This is a genomic window from Pseudomonas laurylsulfatiphila, assembly GCF_002934665.1.
Taxonomy (GTDB): Bacteria; Pseudomonadota; Gammaproteobacteria; order Pseudomonadales; family Pseudomonadaceae; genus Aquipseudomonas; species Aquipseudomonas laurylsulfatiphila.
Genome location: NZ_NIRS01000009.1, coordinates 161,507 through 184,235 on the forward strand (window position 1 = coordinate 161,507; position 22,729 = coordinate 184,235).

The 22,729-nt window shown below is 61.0% G+C and carries 22 protein-coding genes; 14 read left to right on the top strand and 8 right to left on the bottom strand.

The window, feature by feature from the left end; all coding sequences use genetic code 11:
* The first annotated feature begins 274 nt into the window (after positions 1-274).
* The 3 genes from CD175_RS28850 to CD175_RS28860 are packed head-to-tail and all read left to right on the top strand — an operon-like array spanning position 275 to position 2,894.
* Entirely contained in the window at positions 275-1,261 is a 987-nt protein-coding gene (locus CD175_RS28850) for an ABC transporter substrate-binding protein (protein ID WP_104451353.1), read from the top strand.
* An 8-nt stretch (positions 1,262-1,269) separates the two neighbouring features.
* A complete protein-coding gene (locus tag CD175_RS28855) occupies positions 1,270-2,073 on the top strand; it encodes an ABC transporter permease (protein WP_007975817.1) in 804 nt (267 codons plus the stop codon).
* Positions 2,061-2,894 carry an ABC transporter ATP-binding protein gene (locus CD175_RS28860; RefSeq protein ID WP_104451354.1) on the top strand — a complete coding sequence of 278 codons (834 nt, stop codon included), beginning with the start codon at positions 2,061-2,063 and terminating at the stop codon, positions 2,892-2,894. The genes CD175_RS28855 and CD175_RS28860 overlap by 13 nt, the downstream gene beginning before the upstream one ends.
* Positions 2,895-3,008: 114 nt before the next feature.
* Here the strand turns inward: CD175_RS28860 and CD175_RS28865 are convergent, their stop codons facing one another.
* Positions 3,009-4,088 (bottom strand): endonuclease/exonuclease/phosphatase family protein, encoded by a 1,080-nt coding sequence (locus CD175_RS28865; protein ID WP_104451355.1) that lies wholly within the window; start codon positions 4,086-4,088, stop codon positions 3,009-3,011.
* 66 nt (positions 4,089-4,154) lie between these two features.
* A complete protein-coding gene (locus CD175_RS28870; RefSeq protein ID WP_104451356.1) occupies positions 4,155-4,829 on the bottom strand; it encodes a YciC family protein in 675 nt (224 codons plus the stop codon).
* A 179-nt stretch (positions 4,830-5,008) separates the two neighbouring features.
* On the opposite strand from CD175_RS28870, the gene CD175_RS28875 reads away from it, so the two are divergent.
* From CD175_RS28875 to CD175_RS28885, 3 genes are all read left to right on the top strand, one after another.
* Positions 5,009-5,785, top strand: a complete 777-nt coding sequence (locus tag CD175_RS28875; protein WP_104451357.1) for a DUF2076 domain-containing protein — start codon at positions 5,009-5,011, stop codon at positions 5,783-5,785.
* 212 nt (positions 5,786-5,997) lie between these two features.
* Entirely contained in the window at positions 5,998-6,477 is a 480-nt protein-coding gene (locus CD175_RS28880; protein WP_015096943.1) for a LabA-like NYN domain-containing protein, read from the top strand.
* A gap of 22 nt (positions 6,478-6,499) precedes the next feature.
* The gene (locus CD175_RS28885; RefSeq protein ID WP_104451358.1) at positions 6,500-7,105 is read left to right on the top strand and encodes a 3'-5' exonuclease; all 606 of its coding nucleotides are present in this window, start codon (positions 6,500-6,502) and stop codon (positions 7,103-7,105) included.
* Between the two features lie 120 nt (positions 7,106-7,225).
* On the opposite strand, the gene CD175_RS28890 is transcribed toward CD175_RS28885, so the two are convergent.
* The gene (locus CD175_RS28890) at positions 7,226-7,681 is read right to left on the bottom strand and encodes an Lrp/AsnC family transcriptional regulator (RefSeq protein WP_104451359.1); all 456 of its coding nucleotides are present in this window, start codon (positions 7,679-7,681) and stop codon (positions 7,226-7,228) included.
* A gap of 164 nt (positions 7,682-7,845) precedes the next feature.
* On the opposite strand from CD175_RS28890, the gene yedA reads away from it, so the two are divergent.
* Positions 7,846-8,775, top strand: coding sequence for a drug/metabolite exporter YedA (yedA, locus tag CD175_RS28895; protein WP_104451360.1), 930 nt, complete (start codon positions 7,846-7,848; stop codon positions 8,773-8,775).
* Positions 8,776-8,853: 78 nt separating this feature from the next.
* A complete protein-coding gene (locus CD175_RS28900; protein ID WP_007975800.1) occupies positions 8,854-10,194 on the top strand; it encodes an RNA helicase RhlE1 in 1,341 nt (446 codons plus the stop codon).
* Between the two features lie 130 nt (positions 10,195-10,324).
* Here CD175_RS28900 and CD175_RS28905 read toward each other — a convergent pair whose 3' ends face one another.
* A complete protein-coding gene (locus CD175_RS28905) occupies positions 10,325-11,566 on the bottom strand; it encodes a TIGR03862 family flavoprotein (protein ID WP_104451361.1) in 1,242 nt (413 codons plus the stop codon).
* A gap of 280 nt (positions 11,567-11,846) precedes the next feature.
* Positions 11,847-12,767, bottom strand: coding sequence for a histone deacetylase family protein (locus CD175_RS28910; RefSeq protein WP_104451362.1), 921 nt, complete (start codon positions 12,765-12,767; stop codon positions 11,847-11,849).
* Between the two features lie 79 nt (positions 12,768-12,846).
* Between CD175_RS28910 and CD175_RS28915 the strand changes: the two genes are divergently transcribed.
* The 3 genes from CD175_RS28915 to CD175_RS28925 all read left to right on the top strand — a co-directional run bounded on the left by CD175_RS28915 (position 12,847) and on the right by CD175_RS28925 (position 14,981).
* Positions 12,847-13,416, top strand: a complete 570-nt coding sequence (locus tag CD175_RS28915; protein WP_104451363.1) for a GNAT family N-acetyltransferase — start codon at positions 12,847-12,849, stop codon at positions 13,414-13,416.
* 105 nt (positions 13,417-13,521) lie between these two features.
* The gene (tesB, locus tag CD175_RS28920) at positions 13,522-14,391 is read left to right on the top strand and encodes an acyl-CoA thioesterase II (RefSeq protein WP_104451364.1); all 870 of its coding nucleotides are present in this window, start codon (positions 13,522-13,524) and stop codon (positions 14,389-14,391) included.
* The gene (locus CD175_RS28925; RefSeq protein ID WP_104451365.1) at positions 14,388-14,981 is read left to right on the top strand and encodes an HAD family hydrolase; all 594 of its coding nucleotides are present in this window, start codon (positions 14,388-14,390) and stop codon (positions 14,979-14,981) included. Before tesB ends, CD175_RS28925 begins: the two co-directional genes overlap by 4 nt.
* Before the next feature lie 143 nt (positions 14,982-15,124).
* Here the strand turns inward: CD175_RS28925 and CD175_RS28930 are convergent, their stop codons facing one another.
* Both CD175_RS28930 and ypfJ read right to left on the bottom strand, forming a co-directional pair.
* Positions 15,125-16,084, bottom strand: a complete 960-nt coding sequence (locus CD175_RS28930; RefSeq protein WP_104451366.1) for an alpha/beta fold hydrolase — start codon at positions 16,082-16,084, stop codon at positions 15,125-15,127.
* Positions 16,085-16,978, bottom strand: a complete 894-nt coding sequence (gene ypfJ / locus CD175_RS28935; RefSeq protein WP_104451367.1) for a KPN_02809 family neutral zinc metallopeptidase — start codon at positions 16,976-16,978, stop codon at positions 16,085-16,087.
* 166 nt (positions 16,979-17,144) lie between these two features.
* Here ypfJ and CD175_RS28940 point away from each other — a divergent pair, with 166 nt between their 5' ends.
* Positions 17,145-17,921, top strand: coding sequence for an IclR family transcriptional regulator (locus CD175_RS28940; protein WP_104451368.1), 777 nt, complete (start codon positions 17,145-17,147; stop codon positions 17,919-17,921).
* A gap of 125 nt (positions 17,922-18,046) precedes the next feature.
* On the top strand, positions 18,047-18,931 hold the full coding sequence (locus CD175_RS28945; protein WP_102702081.1) for a DMT family transporter: 885 nt from the start codon (positions 18,047-18,049) through the stop codon (positions 18,929-18,931).
* A 125-nt stretch (positions 18,932-19,056) separates the two neighbouring features.
* Here CD175_RS28945 and CD175_RS28950 read toward each other — a convergent pair whose 3' ends face one another.
* A complete protein-coding gene (locus CD175_RS28950) occupies positions 19,057-20,394 on the bottom strand; it encodes an MFS transporter (RefSeq protein ID WP_104451369.1) in 1,338 nt (445 codons plus the stop codon).
* Positions 20,395-20,739: 345 nt separating this feature from the next.
* Between CD175_RS28950 and quiC the strand changes: the two genes are divergently transcribed.
* A complete protein-coding gene (gene quiC, locus CD175_RS28955) occupies positions 20,740-22,641 on the top strand; it encodes a 3-dehydroshikimate dehydratase QuiC (RefSeq protein WP_104451370.1) in 1,902 nt (633 codons plus the stop codon).
* Positions 22,642-22,729 lie beyond the last annotated feature (88 nt).

Here is a 22,729-nt window from a genome sequence, read left to right on the forward strand (position 1 = left end):
CTATTGACCATTCGACACATTTTTCATGCCTTGCACTGACCTTGTGCATCCTCGCCATTGGCGCCTTTTGGCGGTGCGCGCTAACGAGTTTTTTCATCGTTCGCATCCACATATTTCCTCATTTTCCTAATCCCGCCCTTGAGCCAACATCGATCTCGCCAGCCCGCCGAATGCTGCCCGCCGAAGGGTCCCTCAGAGACCACAGGTTGCAGCCGATTCAGGGCTCGCCGTACTGCCCATGACAAAACTAAATCAACAGCTTTGGGAGTGCTCCATGATCAAGTCCTTGCTTACGTGCGTTGTCCATCCACTGGCGGTCACCGCCATCGCCGCGACGGTCGCCACCAGCGCCCAGGCCGGCACCCTGTCCATCGGCCATACCACCTGGGTCGGCTACGGCACCCTGTACCTGGCCCAGGACCTGGGCTACTTCAAGGAAAACGGTTTGACCGTCGAATTGCCGGTGGTCGAAGAAGCGGCGATGTACATGGCCGCACAAGCTTCCGGCGAATTGTCCGGCTCGGCGTCGACCATCGACGAGGTGCTCAAGTACCGTCCGCAATTCTGCTTCAAGGCCGTGGCCGCGCTGGACGACAGCCATGGTGGCGACGGCGTGCTGGTAGGCAAGGACGTCAAGAGCTTGCAAGAGCTCAAAGGCAAGGCCGTGGCGGTCAACGAAGGGTCGACCTCGCAGTTCTGGTTGTCGTATCTGCTGAAAAAGAACGGCATGAAAATGAGCGACATTACCGTTCAGAACATGACGGCCGACGATGCCGCCACCGCGTTCATTGCCGGTCGGGTACCCGCTGCCGTGACCTGGGAGCCGCACCTGTCGATGGTGCGCGACAAGCAGCAGGGCAAGGTGCTGGTCGACAGCAGCAGTACACCGGGGGTGATCGTCGACGTGGTGGCGCTGAACTGCACCGTCATCGAAAAACAGCCGGAAGACGTCAAGGCACTGGTGGCCGGTTTGTACAAAGCCGTGCAGTACACCAAGGATCATCCACAGGAAGCCTACAAAATCATGGCCAAGGGTGTCGGTGGTTACCTGGCCGATCCGAAGGAGCTCGAAGCGGCCGCCCAGGGCGTGCGTTTCTACGATCAGGCCATGAGCGAAAAACTGCTGGGTTCGCCGGGCAATCCGGGTGACAGCGCACCGCTGATCAAACTGGCCAACGAGACCGCCAGCGAGCTGCAAGGCAAGCCCTACAACGTCAGCAATGACGACCTGATCGACAACCGTTTCGTCACCCCGCTCTAGGAGGCTGCATGTTCAAGCGCAATTCGTGGCTGAGCCGCTGCATCACGCCCAAGACCGGTTTGCCGGTCTCGGTGATCTGGAGCGCGAGCGGCCTGGCCTGGGTGCTGTTGGTCGGCCTGTGGGCCGGGTTGTCCTACGGCGGTGTAGTGCCGGGCATGTTCCTGCCGACGCCGGGCGCGGTGGTCGAGGCCGCTGTGCGCCTGGGTCGCGACGGCACCCTCGGCCAGCATGTGTGGGCCAGCGTCGAAGTGGTGATGGTCGGTTTCATCGTGTCGTCCCTGGTGGCCGTGCCGCTGGGACTGTTGATGGGCAGTTTCCGTATCGTCCAGGCGTTCCTGGAGCCGATGGTCAATTTCATTCGCTACCTGCCGGTGACTTCGTTCGTACCGCTGTTCATCCTGTGGATCGGCATCGGTCTGGAGCAGCGGGTCTCGGTGATCATTTTCGGTGTGTTCTTCCAGCAATTGGTGATGATCGCGGACGTGTCCAAAGGCATCTCCAAGGACCTGATCAACGCCTCCTATACCCTCGGCTCGAACCGTCGTGACGCGGTGCTGCATGTGATCGCCCCGGCTTCCCTGCCAGGTGTGCTCGACACCCTGCGGGTGACCATGGGCTGGGCCTGGACTTACCTGGTGGTGGCTGAACTGGTCGCCGCTTCCAGTGGCCTGGGTTACCTGAGCCTCAAGGCCATGCGTGGCTTCCAGGTGGATGTGATTTTCCTCGCCATCGCGATCATCGGCCTGCTGGGCCTGGTCACCGATCAACTGTTCCGTTTCCTACGTCTGAGGATTACCGCATGGGCTCAGTAACCGCCGCCACTCATCGTTTTGTCGCCCCTCAGGCTGCCCCGGTGAACGCGCCTCGGCTGCAGGTGGACAAGGTCAGCCTGCGTTACAAGAAGCCGGATGGCGGAACCTTTACCGCGTTGGAAGAAGTGTCGTTTGAGGTGCCGGACCAGCAATTTGCCGTACTGGTGGGGCCGTCGGGTTGCGGCAAATCGAGCCTGCTGTACCTCACCGCCGGCCTGGCCGACCCGACGTCGGGGGAGATCTACGTCGGCGGTCAACAGGTGGAAGGCCCCGGCGCGGATCGCGGCATGGTGTTCCAGAGCTACACGCTGTTCCCGTGGCTGACCGTGCGACAGAACGTCGAGTTCGGCCTCAAGCGGCGCGGCATGCCGGCGGCGCAGCGCAAGGATATTGTCGACTACTACGTCAATGAAGTGGGCCTGAGCGGCTTTGCCGACAACTACGCCAAGCAGTTGTCCGGCGGGATGATGCAGCGCGTCGCCATCGCCCGCGCGCTGGCCAACGACCCGCAGATCCTGCTAATGGACGAACCCTTCGGCGCCCTCGATAGCCAGACGCGCCTGCAAATGCAGCAGTTGTTGCTGCGGGTGTGGGGCAACAGCAAGAAGACCGTGTTGTTCGTGACCCACGACATCGACGAGGCGATTCTGCTCGGCGACCGGGTCTACGTCATGGGCGCCAGGCCGGGGCGGATCAAACAGATCCTCGACGTGCCGATCGAACGTCCGCGCAACCTGGACATGGTCATGGAACGCTCATTCATCGAGATGAAGCGCGAGATCTTCGGGCTGCTGCATGATGATCTGGAGGAGGTGCATTAAGTCGCAAATGCACACCCCCTGTAGGAGCCGGCTTGCCGGCGATCCAGGCGACGCGGTGTGTCAGGCAGGCCGCCATCGCTGGCAAGCCAGCTCCTACAGGGGGGGGATTCGGAATCAGGGCGCAACCGGCAACAGGAAGCGGGCAATCACCGGCAAGTGATCGGAGATGCGCAACGTATCGTCCTGCCGAACCATGGCCTCCACCCGTTTGATCCGCGGACTGTAGAACAGGTAGTCGACGGTCCGGTCCGGGCCGTTCAGCCCGGGATCGTTCGGGTAGTGGGTCAGCCAGCGCTCGCGGTCGATCCCGCTGGCTTCGTTGTTGGTCGGGATCATCGGGTACTTGTCCCACAGCAGGTGCAACGGGCTGTCGGCGGAGTAGGGCGCGCGTTGCGCATCGGACAGGCGTCGATACTGACCCAGCGGCAACTGGTTGAAATCCCCTCCGATCAACCACGGCGTGCCACGGCTTTCGAGCTTATCGAGGGTCCTGGCCACGGCGTTCATCTGGTTTTGCAAGGTGTTGTCGGCTTGGGCCGCACGCTCCAGATGGGTATTGAGCACCGCCATCTGCCCACCGTCACTCAACGGCAAGTAACTCACCAGCAAGGCGTTTCTGGGTTTGAATTGGCGACTGAGCGGATTGCCCGAGACGACGGGCAGTTGCAGGCGTTGGGCATGTTCGATCTGGTAACGGCTCAGGGTTGCCAGTTGCCGGCCGACGCTGCCGAAAATATGCGGGTCCGGGACGAAATCGGCCTTCCAGTCGAAGGCGCTGACGTTGCATGGGTACAAATCGGCGAGCCGTTCTTGCAGCAATTTGAGCTGGTGCTGGTAATCGCTGGCCTTGGCGCCGTCGTCCAGCTCCTGCAACAGCACGATGTCCGGTTGTTCGTCGCGAATCACCCGCGCCACTTCGTCAAGGCTGAAGGCCATGTCTTCCGCTGTGGGGCGTTCGTCGGTACCGGCGGCCAGGTCATTCCAGAACACGTAACGCTTGCCGGCCAGGTATTGGACGTTCCAGGTCATCACTTTCAGTGCCTGCCCGGGGACTAGGGTAGGGGCCTGGGCACTGCAACTGACGGGCAACTCTTCTTTGGCGTCGGGGCGCCAGGTCAGGCTGTAGGCCATCACGGCGATCAGGCCGATCACGATCAGCAGGCCCAGCAGGGTGTGGCGCAGTAGACGGGTCATGGCTCGGCTTATTGGCGTTGCAAAATTGTTCCCGAGCATACCCGAGAGCGATGGGCGCGCCCAACGTCAGAGCGAGCTGCCATTTCTCTCAGGCAACGGGTTGATCAGCATGAACAAACGGAACAGCACCACGCTGGTAAACAGCTGCAGGAAACTGTGGGCGCTGTCGATCAGCAGCGAGATCACCGGGTTCTGCGGTTCGGGGTACACCGCCAGGGTCGCCCCCTTGAGCAGCCACAGCGGCCCCATCACACACAGAATGCACAGCAGGATGCGCAGGAAGTGACCTTGGGTCATGCGCAGGCTTTCCTTCATGGCCGCCAGCGGCGCCATGCCGCGCAGCACCAGCAGGTATTCGCCAAACGCCAGGGTCACCATCAGATAGATACCCGGCAGGAAATACAGCGACAGGCCCAGCAGAATCAGCACGGTATTGAGCGCCGTCAGCAGGGCGAAACGCGGCCACAGGCTCGCCGCCATCGCCAGCAGGTCGCGGTTGCGCGGCGACTCGCCCCGGCTGCGAGCATCGAGAAACAGAATCAGCGCGGCGGTGTACAACGGGTACACCAGCAAGCCGACAATCACGCTGATGCCGGGGAAACTGTCCGGCTCGGTGGAGTGGTCGACCACTTGTTGCAGCAACGCCTCCAGGATCACCAGCGGCAGGCACAGCTGCGCGATCTGGCCCAGATTGCGCTTGAAGAAATACAGGGAGTCACGCAGCACATCTAACGGATTCATCGATTGGTATCGCAGGTTGAAAGCAGTGGCCCACTTTAACCGATCAAGTGCCGGGAGACGCAAACGTAAACGTTCAGTAAAGGTCAATTGAAACAGTTTGTTTCAGCCTCCATTAAGGTCGGGCACCTTATCCTCATTGGATAAAGGCAACGATTTTTCCGGCAATCTACGAGGTCGCCATGAACAGCGAAGAACAAACCCTGATCGATGGACTGTTTTCCCGACTGCAGCAGGCCGAAACGGACTCAGCCCCGCGCGACGCCCAGGCCGAGGCGCGGATCAAGGAACACCTGACGCGCCAGCCTGCGGCAGGATATTTCATGACCCAGGCGATTCTGGTGCAAGAGGCAGCGATCAAGAGCCTCGATGAGCAGAACCAGCAACTGACCCGGCAAGCCCAGCAATTGCAGGCCGAACTGCAACAGGCCAAGGCCCAGGCGACCCCGGCTCCAGCGTCGAGCGGCGGTGGCTTTTTGTCGAGTATCTTTGGCGGCGCTTCCCGTGATCCACAACCGGCACCGACCCAGAGTTCGGCGCCATCGAGCGGTGGCTGGCGTGAACCGGGGCGCTCGTCGTTCGGATCGCAAGCGCCACAGCAGAACTTCGGTGCCCCGCCACAGAGTTTTCCACAACAGGGCTATGCCCCGCAGCAGCAAGCACCGGCAGCGGCCGGCAGCAGTTTCCTCGGTGGTGCGCTGAAAACCGCCGCTGGCGTGGCGGGTGGCGTGATGCTGGCTCAAGGCATCAGCAGCCTGTTCCATCACAATCAGCAACCGGAAGTCGTCGAAGTCATCAAGGAAGAGCCGGCCCAGGTCAACGACCAGGGCACCAATGGCTGGGGCGATGACCAGCGCATGGCCGGCAATGATTCCTGGAGCAACGATCAGGGCGGCTTCAGCGACGCTGACTACAGCGATGACTCGCTCTTTGGCGGCGACGACGATTCTTTCGTCTGACACCCAGTGGCGAGGGAGCTTGTCGGATCGCCGCACCGTCCCGCTGGGGTGCGAAGCAGCCCCCTTACTTTAGAACCCGAGGGGCCTGCTACGCAGTCCAACGGGAGCAAGCTCCCTCGCCACATAGCCGATTATTCGCGGAACAATCCTCTGGGCTGGCATACTGGGCGACCTTTCGGGCCTGGTGCCTGATTCAGCCTTGAGGAAAGCCGGTGAAAAAAATCGCAGTGTTCGCCGATGTCCAGAACCTCTACTACACCGTGCGTCAGGCTTATGGTTGCCACTTCAACTATGCCGCGCTGTGGGCTGACATCAGCCAGCAGGGCGAGATCGTCGAAGCCTATGCCTACGCCATCGACCGTGGCGACAGCAAACAGCAGCAGTTCCAGCAGATCCTGCGCAACCTCGGTTTCACCGTGAAACTCAAGCCGTACATCCAGCGCAGCGATGGTTCGGCCAAGGGTGACTGGGACGTGGGCATCACCCTCGACATCATGGATGCCGCCGACCATGTCGATGAAATTGTCCTGGCCTCTGGCGATGGCGATTTCGACATGCTGCTCGAACGCATCATCAGCAAGCATGGCGTGCAAGCCGTGGCCTACGGCGTGCCGGGCCTGACGGCCAACTCGCTGATCCGCGCCGCCAGCCGCTACGTGCCGATCGAAGGCGCGTTGTTGCTCAAGAATTGATTTTTACGGAGTTGAACCAGGTTTGGAACGCATCGCAGTCATCGACTTTGAAACCACCGGGATCTCCCCGAGCAGCAGCTGCCGGGCCACGGAAATTGCCGTGGTGATCCTTGAACAGGGGCGCATCGTCGAGCGTTACCAAAGCCTGATGAACGCCGGCGTGCGCGTCCCGGCCTTCATCGAGCAGCTCACCGGCATCAGCAACGCCATGCTGCGCACCGCGCCGTCGGCGGAGCAGGTGATGAACGAAGTGAATGAGTTCGTCGGCACCACACCGTTGCTCGCGCACAACGCCGCGTTCGACCAGAAGTTCTGGGACTTCGAACTCGGGCGAATCAAGCGCACCCGCTTGCAGAACTTTGCCTGTTCGCTGCTCTTGGCCCGCCGCCTGATGCCCACCGCGCCGAACCACAAACTCGGCACCCTCACCACGTTTGCCAACCTGCCGCACACCGGCAAGGCTCACCGGGCCATGGCCGATGCCGAGATGGCGGCCAACCTGACGGCGCACCTGGAGGACGAGTTGCTCCAGAAGCATGGCCTGCGCGAGCTGTCCCATGACTTGCTGTGCAAGTTGCAGAAGGTACCGGCGGGGAAGGTGGGCGAGCATCTCAAGCGCTATCGCTGATCCCGAACTCACCACAAATCCCCTGTAGGAGCGAGCCTGCTCGCGACGGGGTGTCAGGTTTCCCGCGTTATCGTTGGCGACCACCGCGAGCAGGCTCGCTCCTACAGGTTCCGCGTTCGATCAAAGCTTGCCATTCCCTTCGATATGCCCCAACGGAACCCGCTTCTCTATCGCACTGGACAACACGATCGACGTCTTGCTGAACCCGAACGTGGCGATCCGGTTGATCAGATCTTCCAGCTCCGGCATCGAGCCCACCGCGGCTTGCATGATCACGCACGGATCGCCGGTCACCCGATGGCATTCGGTCAATTGCGGGATTTTGATCAGGTCGTCGTAGGCCTTCTGGTTGCCGTGCTGGTTCAGGCGCAATTCGATCACGCACTGGATCGGCAGGCCGAGCTTGGCCATGTCGACCTTCGCCTGATAGCCGGTGATCACGCCGTTGGCTTCGAGCTTGGCCACGCGCTCGGCCACCGCCGGGGCGGACAGGTTGACCTTGCGCGCCAGGTCGGCGTACGACGCGCGACCGTTTTCCAGCAGGGCGCTGAGCAGCATGCGGTCGTATTTGTCCATGGGGCGACTCCTGAAAATGCTCGACTTTCGAAAACACGGTTTATAGCGCTGAACTCCGTGATATGAAAAGTGTACCGGCGCTTTAAACAGGTTTTGTAACTTATTTTCCGTCGCCAGCCTTTCTAGAATAGCCGTTCACTTGTCCTTGCCTGTGAGCTGCCCCCATGTCCGGCCTTCGTCGCTTTCCCTTACCTTTGATCGCTGCCTTTTTCGCCTTGTACGTGATTTGGGGCTCGACTTACCTGGTGATCCGCATCGGTGTGGAATATTGGCCACCGCTGTTGCTCGCCGGCATCCGCTTCGTCATTGCCGGGACCTTGATGTACGCCTTTCTGCGCTGGCGCGGGGCGCCGGCACCGACCTGGGCTCAGTGGAAAGCCGCCGGGGTCATCGGGATTTTGCTGCTGGCGTGTGGCAACGGCGCGGTCAGTGTGGCCGAGCACACGGGCGTGGCCTCCGGGGTGGCGGCTTTGGCGGTGGCGACGGTGCCGCTGTTTACCTTGCTGTGCGGATATTTCTGGGGCGCACGTAATACCCGTCTCGAATGGGCCGGGATTGTGCTCGGGCTGATCGGCATTGCCATGCTCAACCTGGGCTCGAACCTGCAATCGAGCCCGTTGGGCGCGGCGTTGCTGATCTTTGCGGCGGCGACCTGGGCGTTTGGCTCTGTTTGGAGCAAACACCTGCCGTTGCCTCAGGGCGCGATGGCCAGCGCTGTGGAAATGCTGGTGGGTGGCGTAGTGCTGCTGATCGCCAGTGCGGTCAGCGGTGAACACCTGGAAAAGGTGCCGCCCATCGAAGGTTGGGCAGCCCTGGCGTACTTGACCGTGTTCGGCTCGATCATCGCCTTCAACGCCTACATGTACCTGTTGAAACACGTGCGTCCGGCGGCGGCTACCAGTTATGCCTACGTCAATCCTGCGGTGGCGGTGTTGCTGGGGATCGTGTTTGTTGGCGAGACCATCGGCATCGAAGAAGCACTGGCGATGGCTGTGATCATCAGCGCCGTGGTGCTGATCGGATTGCCGCAGTGGCGTCGGACGCCGGTTAAGCCTGTGGTGACGGTGCTACCGACAGAATCCCGAGTGAATTAGGGTAAACTGCGCGGCATTGCATCTTGTTTTGCACACTTGTTTTGAACAACCCGCGCTGAATTTTCCTACGGTATTCCCATGACTTTCGCCACCCTTGGCCTGATCGAACCCTTGCTGCGCTCCCTAGAGACGCTCGGCTACCAGACTCCGACGCCGGTTCAGGCGCAAGCCATTCCGGCGGTGCTGGCCGGTCGCGACCTGATGGCCGCCGCCCAGACCGGCACCGGCAAGACGGCCGGTTTCGCCCTGCCGCTGTTGCAACTGCTGGCCATGGAAGGGCCGAAAGTCACCGCCAACTCGGTCCGCGCGCTGATCCTGGTACCGACCCGCGAGCTGGCCGAGCAGGTTCACGAGGCCGTGCGCCAGTACGCCGAAAATCTGCCGCTGCGTACTTACGCGGTGTACGGCGGCGTCAGCATCAACCCGCAAATGATGAAGCTGCGCAGCGGTGTCGATCTGCTGGTGGCAACCCCGGGCCGCTTGCTCGACCTGTTCCGCCAGAACGCGCTGAAGTTCAACCAGCTGCAAACCCTGGTGCTGGACGAAGCCGACCGCATGCTCGACCTGGGCTTTTCCGAGGAGCTGGCGAACATTTACCGTGCGCTGCCGAAGAAACGTCAGACGCTGCTGTTCTCCGCGACCTTCTCCGATGACATCCGCCTGCTGGCCGGGCAGATGCTCAACGACCCGCTGAGCATCGAAGTCAGCCCGCGCAACGTGGCGGCCAATACGGTCAAGCAATGGATCGTGACCGTGGACAAGAAGCGCAAGCCGGAGCTGTTTGTGCACCTGATGCGCAAGGGCAAGTGGAAGCAAGTACTGGTGTTCGCCAAGACCCGCAACGGCGTGGATGCGCTGGTGGAAAAGCTTCAGGGCCTGGGCATCAACGCCGACGGCATCCACGGCGACAAACCCCAGGCTACCCGTCAGCGCGCACTGGATCGTTTCAAGGCGAGTGAAGTGCAGATTCTGGTCGCTACCGACGTGGCGGCCCGTGGCCTGGACATCGAAGACCTGCCGCTGGTGGTCAACTTCGACTTGCCGATCGTCGCCGAGGATTACATCCACCGCATCGGTCGTACCGGCCGCGCGGGCTCGACCGGCGAGGCGATTTCCCTGGTATGCGCCGATGAAGTGAATCTGCTGTCGGCGATCGAGATGCTGACCCGCCAGACGCTGAAGCGTCAGAATGAGCCGGACTTCGAGCCGGAGCACCGCGTGCCGGACACCGATGCCAGCGGTCAGGTGATCAAGAAGCCGAAAAAACCGAAGAAGCCCAAGGCTTCCGGTGGTGGCGGTGGTAAACGCAATCTTGGCAAGTGGGTAGATAGCGGAGAGGTTGCACCGGCGGAGCCTTCGATCAAGCCGGTGCGCAAGGTGCCGGTGTTCAATACCGGGCCGCGTAAGCGCAAGCCTTAATAGCTTCAGCGATCGTTCGACCGCCATCGCGAGCAAGCTCGCTCCCACAGGATCCATGTCGTACACAAATTATGTGTTCACTGAAGATTAATGTGGGAGCGAGCTTGCTCGCGATTGGGGCGACTTGGTCTCAGCCCTTGCGCCGCAACCACTCCACCATCCCCAACCCCGCCGCCCGCCCACTGGCGAAACACGCAGTCAGCAGATAGCCGCCTGTCGGCGCTTCCCAATCGAGCATTTCCCCGGCGCAAAACACGCCAGGCATTTGCTTGAGCATCAAGCGCTCATCCATCGCCTCGAACAACACACCGCCCGCGCTGCTGATGGCTTCGTCCAGCGGACGGGTTTTCACCAGTGTCAGTGGCAATGCCTTGATCGCCTTGGCCAGCAACGCCATATCGGCAAAGCACTCGGCGCTGGTCAGTTCACGCAACAGCGCCGCTTTTACCCCATCGATGCCAAGCTGGCTGTGCAGATGCTTGGCCATCGATCGTGAACCTCGTGGTTTGCTCAACGCCGCCAGAACTTTATCCACAGGCCGGCCGGGCAACAGGTCCAGATGAATCGTTGCCGAACCGTGCTGGTTGATCGCTTCGCGGATCGGTGCCGACAGGGCGTAGATCAAACTGCCCTCGACCCCGGTGGCGGTCATCACGCATTCGCCGAGCCGGGGGACGTCGTCGTTCAGGCCGATGGCGATATTTTTCAGCGGCGCACCGGCGAATTTGCTGACCATCAATTCGCTCCAGGCCTGCACTTCGAAGCCGCAATTGCTCGGTTGCAACGGCGCCAGTCCCACGCCGTGCTGCTCCAGTGCCTGCATCCAGGCGCCGTCCGAACCCAGCCGTGACCAACTGCCGCCACCGAGGGCGAGCAGGGTGGCATCGGCTTGAACGGTCTTTTCGCCTTCCGGGCTGTCGATGCGCAAACCGCCATGTTCGGTCCAGCCGAGCCAGCGATGGCGGGTGTGGATAACTACACCGCTGTCGCGCAGGCGTTTGAGCCAGGCGCGTAGCAACGGTGCGGCTTTCATGTCGGTGGGGAATACCCGGCCGGAGCTGCCGACGAAGGTCTCGATGCCGAGCCCGTGAATCCACTGGCACAGCGCTTCGGCACCGAAGCCTCGCAACAGCGGGGCGATTTGCGGGGCGCGTTCGGCGTAACGCGAGAGAAACGCCGGGTAGGCTTCGGAGTGAGTGATGTTCATGCCGCCGACACCAGCCAGGAGGAATTTTCGTCCGACCGAAGGCATGCCGTCGTACAGGTCGACCTTGATCCCGGCCTGGCTCAGCACTTCAGCTGCCATCAAACCGGCAGGACCGCCGCCGATGATGGCGACGTGAGGGGGGAGGGAAGTGCTGGGCTGAGTCATGGTAAAAGCTGCGGTGTGGCGGAGTAGCCGCGCATTCTAGCAGTACACGATAACTGTGGGAGCGGGCTTGCCCGCGATAGCGAACTGTCAGTCAACAAAGATGTTGATGTGCCGGCGTCATCGCGGGCAAGCCCGCTCCCACAGGGTTTGGTGGTGTTTGCCAGTGCTGGTTAAAAAATAACCGTCGTTCTGTAGCCTATACGCAGTGGGGCCTGCAGGCCCTTTCACTCAGGTTATCCACAGGCAGCTCCACAGGCATTGTGGGTAAAGCATCCACAACTCAGTGACAGCCTGATGACTGCCAGACGCGCTGCGCGCTGTGATGGAGGATGCCGTGGCGACGGGCCAGGGCCTGGCGGTCCTTGCTGTAGCCGCCGCCGATCACCCCGACCACCGGGATGTCGCGACCCAGGCAATGGCGCATCACGCTTTCATCGCGGGCGGCGACGCCTTCGTCTGTCAGCTTGAGATAACCCAGGGCGTCGTCCTTATGCACATCGACCCCGGCGTCATACAGCACCAGGTCCGGTTGGTAGAGCGGCAGCAGGTAGTTGAGCGCATCGTCCACCACCTTCAGGTAGTCGGCATCGCCCATGCCGTTGGGCAGCGGAATGTCCCAGTCACTTTCGGCTTTGCGTGCAGGAAAGTTCTTTTCGCAGTGCAGGGAAACGGTTACCGCTTCCGGGGTGTGGTGCAGGATTCGTGCGGTCCCGTCGCCTTGATGCACGTCGCAATCGAAGATCAGCACCCGGTTCACTCGACCACTTTCCAGCAGGTAATGGCTGATCACCGCCAGGTCATTGAAGATGCAGAACCCGGCCGGGTAGTCGTAGTGCGCATGATGGGTACCGCCCGCCAGGTGACAGGCCAGGCCATGCTCCAGCGCCTGCTCGGCCGCCAGCAGCGAGCCGCCGACTGCGCGCACCGTGCGCCGGGCCAGTGCTTCGCTCCAGGGCAGGCCAAGGCGGCGCTGGTCTTCGCGGGACAATTCGCCACTCATGTAGCGTTCGATATACGAAGGGTCATGGGCGAGGGCGAGAATGTCTGCCGGACACAGATCCGGGCGCAGCAGGTCGGCGTCGCGGGTCAGGCCGCTGTCTACCAGGTGATCGCGCAGCAGGCGGAACTTGTCCATGGGGAAGCGGTGATCCGCCGGAAACTCGGGACTGTAGTCTTCGTGATAAATCAGCGGCAGTGGCATGGTCATTTCATGTAGGAATGAGAGAGGGATCCTACCAGCGTTGTAGACTGGCGACATTGAAATGGAGGGGCGGGGCACGATGGAGCCAATACTGGAACTTGAAAGCGCTCGGCTGCTGTTGCGCCAGTGGCGCGATGAAGATTTGGCGGACTTTGCGGCGATGTGTGCCGATCCGCAGGTGATGCGCTATTTTCCAGCCCCCCTGAGCAGGCTGGAAAGCGCGTCATTGATCGGGCGAATCCGTGGTCATTTCGCCGAGCATGGTTATGGGCTCTGGGCCTTGCAACGAAAGGACTCTGGCCAGTTCATCGGGTTTACCGGGCTCAATGTGGTCGGATTCGACGCACCATTCACCCCCGCGACGGAAATCGGCTGGCGCCTGGCCCGCGAGCACTGGGGCCTCGGTTACGCCAGTGAAGCGGCATGGACCGCTCTACGCTGCGGGTTCGACCGCTTGCCGCTGAAAGAGGTGGTGGCCTTCACGACGCAAACCAACCTGCCGTCAGAGAAAGTCATGCAGGCCATCGGCATGCACCATGACCCGGCGGATGACTTCGAACACCCGCGACTCGAAGCCGATCATCCGTTGCGTCGGCATGTTCTGTATCGCATCAGCCGCGAACAATGGCTGCAAACCTTGCATGGATAAGCTGGCACGGACGTTTACAATGGCCCCATGCTGGCCCGGGCCGGAAACTGAATCGACCGTTGCAGCCAAGACTGCACGGCAATGTTTTGCGTGAGGAGAGTCTGAATGAGCCAAGTGTTGGAAGATCTGGTCGACTTGCTGACCCTGGAACCGATCGAAGAAAACCTGTTCCGCGGCCGTAGCCAGGACCTGGGTTTTCGTCAGCTGTTCGGTGGCCAGGTACTCGGCCAGTCGCTGTCGGCGGCGAGTCAGACGGTAGAAGAGGCGCGCCATGTGCATTCGATGCACGGCTATTTTCTGCGTCCGGGTGATGCCGGGTTGCCGGTGGTGTATCAGGTTGACCGGGTGCGTGACGGCGGCAGTTTCAGCACGCGCCGGGTGACGGCGATCCAGAAGGGTCATCCGATCTTCACGTGCAGTGCGTCATTCCAGTACGACGAGGAAGGCTTTGAGCACCAGAGCGAAATGCCGGTTGTGGTTGGCCCGGAAAATCTGCCCTCGGAGCTGGAACTCACCCAGCAGCGCGCGCACCTGATACCCGAGAAAATGCGCGAAAAGCTGTTGTGCCCCAAGCCGATCGAATTCCGCCCGGTGACTGAAAAAGATCCCTACAACCCGCTGCCGTCCGATCCGGTCAAGTACGTCTGGTTCCGCGCCGACGGGGCTTTGGCCGATTCGCCGGCGCTGCATAAATACCTGCTGGCCTATGCATCGGACTTCGGTCTGCTGGTCACCTCGATGCAGCCCCACGGCAAATCGGTCTGGCACAAGGACATGCAAGTCGCCAGCCTCGATCACGCACTGTGGTTCCACCAGAATCTGCGTGCCGATGATTGGCTGCTCTACGCGATGGACAGCCCGTGGGCCGGCAACTCGCGCGGATTCTCCCGAGGCAGCGTGTTCAATCGCGCCGGGCAACTGGTGGCCTCGGTCACCCAGGAAGGCTTGATCCGTCACCGCAAGGATTGGGCGTGAGCCTGGCTGACGTGCGTCACTGGGTGTTCGACATGGACGGCACCCTGACCGTGGCCGTGCACGACTTCGCAGCGATTCGCGTAGCCTTGGCGATTCCAGCCGAAGCCGACATCCTGACCCACCTCGCCGCACTGCCGGCCAATGAAGCCACTGCCAAGCATGCGTGGCTGCTGGAGCACGAACGGGACCTGGCCCTCGGTTCGAAACCGGCGCCGGGCGCGGTTGAGTTGGTGCGTGAGCTGGCCGGGCGCGGTTATCGCCTGGGCATTCTCACGCGCAATGCCCGGGAGCTGGCGCATGTCACGCTGGAGGCCATTGGCCTGGCCGACTGCTTTGCGCTGGAAGATGTATTGGGCCGCGATGATGCACCGCCCAAGCCGCATCCGGGCGGGCTGCTGAAACTGGCCGAAGCGTGGAAGGTGCCGGCAAGCGAGATGGTGATGGTCGGTGACTACCGCTTTGATCTGGATTGCGGGCGAGCGGCGGGTACGCGGACTGTGTTGGTGAACCTGCCGGATAATCCTTGGCCGGAATTGACCGATTGGCATGCGGCGGATTGTGTTGAGTTGCGGCAGATGCTGTCGGCTTGAGTGCCTCGTTGCCTGGTCAACCGCTTTCGCGAGCAGGCTCGCTCCCACATTTGATTGCTGGTGTTCACAAATGATGTGTTCACCGCAAAATCCTCGTGGGAGCGAGCCTGCTCGCGAAGGCGTCAGATCAGACAGTGCAACACCTACTGCCCAAACAACGCCTTCTGCCCCTCCGGCGACGTAAACATCCCGTCCCCGCTATGCCCGACTCCGGGTACCTCAATCAATTGCTGATTCAACCCTTGCGGTTGCAGCCGCTTCAGATAATCAAAGAAAAAACGCCCGCGCGCCAACCGATACGGCCCTTGCGCCATGGCCTCACAGCTCTTGTCCAGCGCCGGATGATTCGGGTCGGTGTCCTGCTGGCCCAGAAGGTAAACGATGTCACGCTTAAGGTACTTTTCCTGCAGTTGTGTGGGCGTTTGTCCTTCGGCGTAGGCGGGCAAATCCGCTAGCCCATATTTCCAGCGATTGAATTGCGGGCAACCGGCGTGACTGAACGCCACCGGCCGGCGCTCATCGAAATAGGCGTAGGACGACGGGTTGGCTATCACGTATCGAACCTGTACGCCGGCCGCCTCGAGGGCCGGCTGATCATGACCGAGCAATGCATAACGCTGAACCACCTGCGCGCCACCGGAGTGACCGGCGATGACGATTTGCTTCACATCCGGAAACTGCTGGCGGTCACCCAAGCGAGCGATGATTTCGTCGAGCGCCGCGTAGGAACTTAGCCGAAACGGCGCCGAGGATTCGCCGCCGGCCATCCATTCATTGCCTTGCCAGCGCAAAACGGTGTCGGCCACCGGATGAACCGCCACATCGGTTTCATTGAGGAATTGCGGGGCGATCACCAGGGTCGTTGCGCTTTGCCCGGCCAGTTCGACCGCGTGCTCACCGCTCTGCAGATAGGTTTGCGCGTTGCGCAAGCGACCGTGGAGGAAGATCAGCACCCGTTCGATTTTTGCCGGGGCGGGGCTGATGCCCACCGCGATTTCACCTGATTTCAACAGTAGGCGTCCGGGACTGAGCTCCTTGACCTCATGCTCGGCGGCCTGGGACGTTGCGCAAGTAAACAGAACAACCAACAACCACTTCTTCATTTACAGATTTTTCGTCGCAAAGGTATCGCACTGGCTTACCTGGCCTTGGGCGAAACCGGTTTTGAACCAGCGCACCCGTTGCGCCGACGTACCGTGGGTGAACGAGTCCGGGACCACGCGGCCCTGACCCTGTTGCTGCAAACGATCGTCACCGATGGCGTTCGCTGCGTTCAGTGCTTCTTCGATGTCGCCCGGTTCCAGCCAGTTCAGGCGCTTCTGTGCATTGTTGGCCCAAACACCGGCCAGGCAATCGGCTTGCAGTTCCTGACGAACCAGCAAACCGCCGTCGCCTTCCATCTGCCGGCCTTGTTGGCGGGCTGCCTGGATTTTTGCGGACACCCCAAGCAGGGTCTGCACATGGTGTCCGACTTCGTGAGCGATTACGTAGGCCTGGGCGAAGTCGCCCGCGGCGGAAAAGCGTTGGGACATTTCCTGGAAGAACGCCATGTCCAGGTAGACCTTCTGGTCCGCCGGGCAATAGAACGGCCCGGTCGCCGAGCTGGCCAGACCGCAGGCTGAATTCACGCGGTTGCTGAACAGCACCAGGGTCGGTTCTTTGTATTGACGGCCGGCCTGCTGGAATATAGCGCCCCAGGTGTCTTCGGTGTCGCCGAGGATCGAGCGCACGAACTCCGCGCCTTCGTCATTGGCCGGTGGTGCCTTGCGGCTCTGGTTGGTGGCGGGTGCCGATTGCTGACCCATTTGCCCGGTCAGTTGTCCGAGGATTTGCAGCGGATCCTGGCCGGTGATCCAGCCGATGCCGACGATCAGCAGGATCGCCGTCAGGCTCAGGCCCTTGCCACCGCCGAAGCGCATCCCGCCGCCGCCACTGCCGACATCATCACCACGGGCATCGACCACGTTGTCGCTGCGTCGGCCTTTTTTCCATAGCATGTGGGAATCCTCTACTGTTCCGGGTATCGAGCCGTGCGATGAGTGTTGCTGCCAAGTGGGAGCCGCGCCAGTCCGGTCGTCAGACTACCGGTTGAGCGACTGGTTCCACATTTTGCTTCGTGGGGCTTCTCTTCTAGAATCAGCCAAATTTTGTTTGGGACATACCATGGCTGGCAGTCAGATCGAACGTGTCTTCAGCGTGCTGGAAAGCCTGACCGGTGAACCGCAGGGTTTGCCGATGCAGACGTTGGCCGAGCAACTGGGAATCCCTAAAAGCGCGACTCATCGTTTGCTCGCTGAACTGATTCGCCTGGGGTACGTACGGCAGAATCCGGACAACCTGCGCTATCACTTGTCGACCAAGCTGGTGGCCATGGGCTTTCGATACTTGTCCGGCAACGGCGCGGATATCATCCAGCCGGTACTCGATCGTCTGGCCGGGGAAACCGGTGAGCTGGTGCGGCTGGGGGTGATCCAGGGGGAACGCCAAGTGTGGATCGCCAAGTCCCAGGGTGCCCGGTCCGGTCTGCGCTACGACCCGGACATGGGGCGCGATGCGCCTTTGTTCTACACGGCTTCGGGGCACGCGTGGCTGGCTTGCATGAGCGATGCCGAGGCGCTGTCGCTGGTCGAGCGGCAAGGGACGAAATTGCCTCGGGACGTCGGGCCTAATGCACCACGTTCGAATATTGAACTGCTGGAGCGCTTGCGTCTGGCACGGGAGCAAGGTTATGCCTGGGTAGAGGAAAGTTCGGCGGTGGGCACCTCGGCGATTGCCGCCGTGGTGCGTCATCCACTGGATGGCCGGGTCATCGGAGTGCTCAGTATTGCCGGGCCAAGCGCGCGAATGCCCGGCGCGCGATTGCATGAATTGGCGCCGACCTTGTTGAAATACGCCGATGAGCTGTCACTGGCGAGCCAGGCATCAGAGTTGTTCAGTTGAATCTGAAGTCTGCTTGAATAAACAGTGTGCGGTATTCGCCCACTTTCTTGAGTCGTCGATATCATAAAATGGAACCAGGTTCTAAATTATTTATGTCTCGCCTCAACCCATAAAAGGACTTTGTCTTGACGTCGCCCAGCAGCACCCCGCTTTCCGGCGTCAATCAGCCCTTCAAAGGGATCCTGCTGATCGTTGTCGCGACTTTCCTGTTTTCCAGCCACGACGCCTTTTCCAAATACCTCTCCGGTTTCTATCCCATTGTCATGGTGGTCTGGGCGCGTTACGTGGTTCACACCTTGCTGATGGCCGGGATTTTCCTACCGCAATCAGGGCTGCGGGTGCTGCGTACCAAGCGGCCATTGCTACAGCTGATCCGGGCGCTGTGCCTGCTGGGCACCAGTCTGTTTTTCACCACGGGGCTGATGTACATCCCGTTGGCCGAGGCCACGTCGGTCAACTTCCTGGCGCCGGTACTGGTCACCGCGCTGTCGGTGCCGCTGCTTGGCGAGCGTGTGACGCGGGGGCAATGGCTGGCGGTGATCTGCGGTTTTATCGGGGTGCTGATCATCGTTCACCCGGGGGGAGATCTGTTTACCCCGGCGGTGTTGCTACCGTTCTGCTCGGCGCTGTTTTTCTGCTTCTATCAACTGCTGACGCGCAAGCTCAGTGAGATCGACAGCCCGACCACCAGCAACTTTTTCGCGGGCCTGTGCAACACGCTGGTGATGAGTGCGCTGGTGCCGTTCTTCTGGCAGACACCGAACCTGGTGCATGGCGCGATGATGCTGGCGCTGGGGGCCTGCGGGATGACGGCTCACCTGTTCCTGACCCAGGCGTTCCGACTCGCGGCACCGGCACTGCTGGCGCCGTTCAGCTATTGCCAGATCATCTTCGCCGGCCTGCTGGGCTGGCTGCTGTTTTCCCACACGCCGACACTGACCACCGTGCTCGGTATTGCCGTGATCTGTTGCAGCGGATTGGCGGCCGCGTGGCAGCAAAGCCGCCGCTAGGAGGGCCACGATCAGAGACCTGTGGGAGCGAGCCTGCTCGCGAAGACGTACTGTCATTCAATATTGAGGTTGGCTGACGTATCGCTTCGCGAGCAGGCTCGCTCCCACAGGGACTGCTGACTTCTTTAGTCGGTGATGGTCGGAATCTTGCGCGGTGCCATGAAGTACATCCAGGTCAGCGCGATGAAGTACATCGCCGGTATCAGCGTGAACAGCACGGTGTAGTTGTTGTTGGTGACGGTCAGGATATGGCCGACCAACTGGGTCATGAACATCCCGCCAATCGCAGCACACATACCGCCGAAGCCGAATACCGTGCTCATCATGTGCTTGGGCGTGTAGTCCATCACCAGACTCCAGATGTTTGCGGTCCAGGCCTGGTGTGCGCCGATGGCCAGGGAGATGGCGGCTACGGCGACCCACAGATTACTGGAGCCGGCAGCCATGACCACGCCGATGATGCAGCAGGCGAACAGCAGCATCGACATCAGCCGCGCCTTGATCGGGTTGATCCCGCGACCGATCAGGAACGAGGAGAGGATGCCGCCGCCAACGCTGCCGAAGTCGGCGGTGAGGTAAATGATGATCAGCGGAATACCCATCTGGGTCACGTTGATGCCCAGGTTGTATTGCTGATTGAGGAACGGCGGCAGCCAGTACAGGTAGAACCAGAACACCGGCGCGGTCATCGAGTAGGCGAGGGCGAAGGCCCAGGTGCCGCGCATGCGCAGGATCTTCGAGAACGGCACGCGGGTTTGTTCTGGCTCGACTTCTTTCTGGATGTAGTCCAGTTCCGATTGTTTGACGCTCGGATGCTCTTCCGGGTTGAAGTACTTCAAGGCCCAGCACACCAGCCAGATTCCGCCCAGTGCCGACATGCACAGGAACGCGGCCTGCCAGCCCCATGCATGAAGGATCAGAGGCAGCAGCATAGGGGTGAACATCGCACCGACATTGGTCCCGGCATTGAATATCCCGGTGGCCACGGCGCGCTCGCCGGCCGGGAACCACAGGCGGGTGGTTTTCACGCAGGCCGGGTAGTTGGCGGCTTCGGTCAGGCCGAGGATGAAACGGCAGACCATGAAGCCGACCGCCGAAGTGGCCAGGCCATGGGCGCCGGTCGCCAGGCTCCAGAGCAATACGGCGCAGAAGAATACGCGCTTGACGCCGACCCGGTCGATCAGCCGGCCCTGCAGCACGAAACCAATGGCATAGCCGACTTGGAACCAGAAGTTGATGTTGGCGTAATCCATCGCCGTCCAGCTCATTTCCTTGGCCAGGATGGGCTGCATCACACCCAGTGCGGCGCGGTCGATGTAGTTCAGGGTAGTGGCGAAAAACACCAGCGCCAGCATGCCCCAACGGGTTTTGCCGACCGCCATGGCGCCGCGGATCTTGTCGCCGATACCGCCGGCAGTGACGCTCATGGCCGGAGCCATGCGTGAGCTTTGGGAAGGAAGCATATGTACCACCCGTTTTTTTGAATTTGTTATTTGGTGTTTTGGACATCGCGGCCGGTGCTGCGAGTCCGGACTCAATGTGGGGTCGATGTTGGGCAGCGGACAAAAAATCGTCAATTCGCCAACCACCATTGTGTTCGATAATCGAACACAAAACTAACCGGATAGTACACTTTGAATTGCTGTGCGGGATCGCGCAGCCAATAATTCACTCAAAGTTAAACGCGCCCCCTGTAGGAGCCCGGCTTGCCGGCGATGGCGTCCGCGAGATCGTCATCGCCGGCAAGCCTGGCTCCTACAAAAGCGTGCGATGTCCCTAACAAGATTGCCTCCACCGGGAGTCGAAACATGCAGCGTTCCATTGCCACCGTATCCTTGAGCGGTACCCTGCCGGAAAAACTCGAAGCCATTGCCGCCGCCGGGTTCGACGGTGTGGAGATTTTCGAGAACGACCTTCTCTACTACGACGGCAGCCCACGGGAAATTAAACAGATGTGCGCCGATCTCGGGATCGCCATCACCCTGTTTCAACCTTTCCGTGATTTTGAAGGCTGCCGGCGTGATCGGCTGTCGCGCAACCTGGAACGCGCCGAGCGCAAATTCGACCTGATGCAGGAACTGGGCACCGACCTGGTGCTGGTGTGCAGCAACGCCTCGGCCGACTCCATCGGTGATGAACAGATTCTGGTCGACGATCTGCGACTGCTGGCTGAGCATGCCGGGGTCCGTGGTCTCCGCATCGGTTACGAAGCGCTGGCCTGGGGCCGGCATGTGAACACGTATCAACAGGTGTGGAACATCGTGCGTCAGGCCGATCATCCAAGCCTTGGCGTGTTGCTGGACAGCTTTCACACCCTGTCGCTCAAGGGCGATCCCAGTGCCATCGCCGAGATTCCCGGCGACAAGATTTTCTTCGTGCAAATGGCCGACGCGCCGATCCTGGCCATGGACGTGCTGGAGTGGAGCCGGCATTTTCGCTGCTTCCCGGGTCAGGGTGAGTTCGACTTGCCAGGGTTCCTCGCGCCGATCATCCAGAGCGGCTACACCGGGCCATTGTCGCTGGAGATCTTCAACGATGGCTTCCGCGCCGCGCCGCCACGAGCCAATGCCGCCGACGGCTTGCGCTCGTTGTTGTACCTGGAAGAGAAGACCCGCGAGCGTCTGGCGCAGGAAACCAGGCCTGCGGCCAACCCCGGGATTCTGTTCGAAACACCCAAGGCCAGCGAGTACAACGGCATCGAATTTCTCGAATTCGCCGTGGATGAAAGCCTCGGCGCCAAGCTCTCCCATTGGCTGGAGCGACTGGGTTTCGTCAAGGCCGGGCAGCATCGCTCCAAGAGTGTCAGCCTGCTGCGTCAGGGCGATATCAACCTGATCCTGAACTCGGAGCCTTACTCCTTTGGCCACAGCTTTTTCGAAGCCCACGGCCCTTCGCTGTGCGCTACGGCCGTGCGGGTCAAGGACAGCGCCAGCGCACTGGCCCGCGCCGTAGCCTACAAGGGCCAGCCCTATCGCGGGCTGGTCGGCCCCAACGAACTGGAGCTGGCGGCGGTGCGTGCACCGGATGGCAGCCTGATCTATCTGGTGGATCAGCACGCCGATGTTTATGGCACGGACTTCAATCTGTACCCGCAAGCGCCGGTCAGCGGCGGCCTCAAGCGCATTGACCACATGGCCATGGCGCTGCCGGCCGACAGCCTCGACAGTTGGGTGTTGTTCTACAAGAGCCTGCTGGATTTCGAGGCGGACGATGAAGTGGTGCTGCCGGATCCTTATGGTCTGGTGAAGAGCCGTGCCTTGCGCAGTCGCGACAGTTCGATCCGCCTGCCGCTGAACATTTCCGAGAACCGCAACACCGCGATCTCACACGCGCTGTCGAGCTATCGCGGCTCCGGAGTGCATCACATAGCCTTTGATTGTGATGACATCTTTGCCCAGGTCAGCCGTGCAAAAGAGGCGGGCGTGCCGCTGCTGGATATCCCGCTCAACTACTACGATGACCTGGCGGCGCGCTTCGATTTCGACGATGAGTTCCTCAGCGAGCTGGCCTACTACAATGTGTTGTACGACCGCGACGCCCAGGGCGGGGAGCTGTTTCACGTATATACCGAGCCGTTCGAGGGGCGGTTCTTCTTTGAAATCATCCAGCGTAAAAACGGGTATGCCGGCTATGGCGCGGCCAACGTGGCGGTGCGACTGGCGGCCATGGCCAAATCCCGAAGCGGAGCCATCCGTCAGGCCAAGTTGTAGGAAATTCGTAAATGCGGGATTAAACGTAGGCCGCGCGGCTTCCTTCACCGTGCCGCGCAGCCCATAATCGCCAGCCTGTGCAGTGATG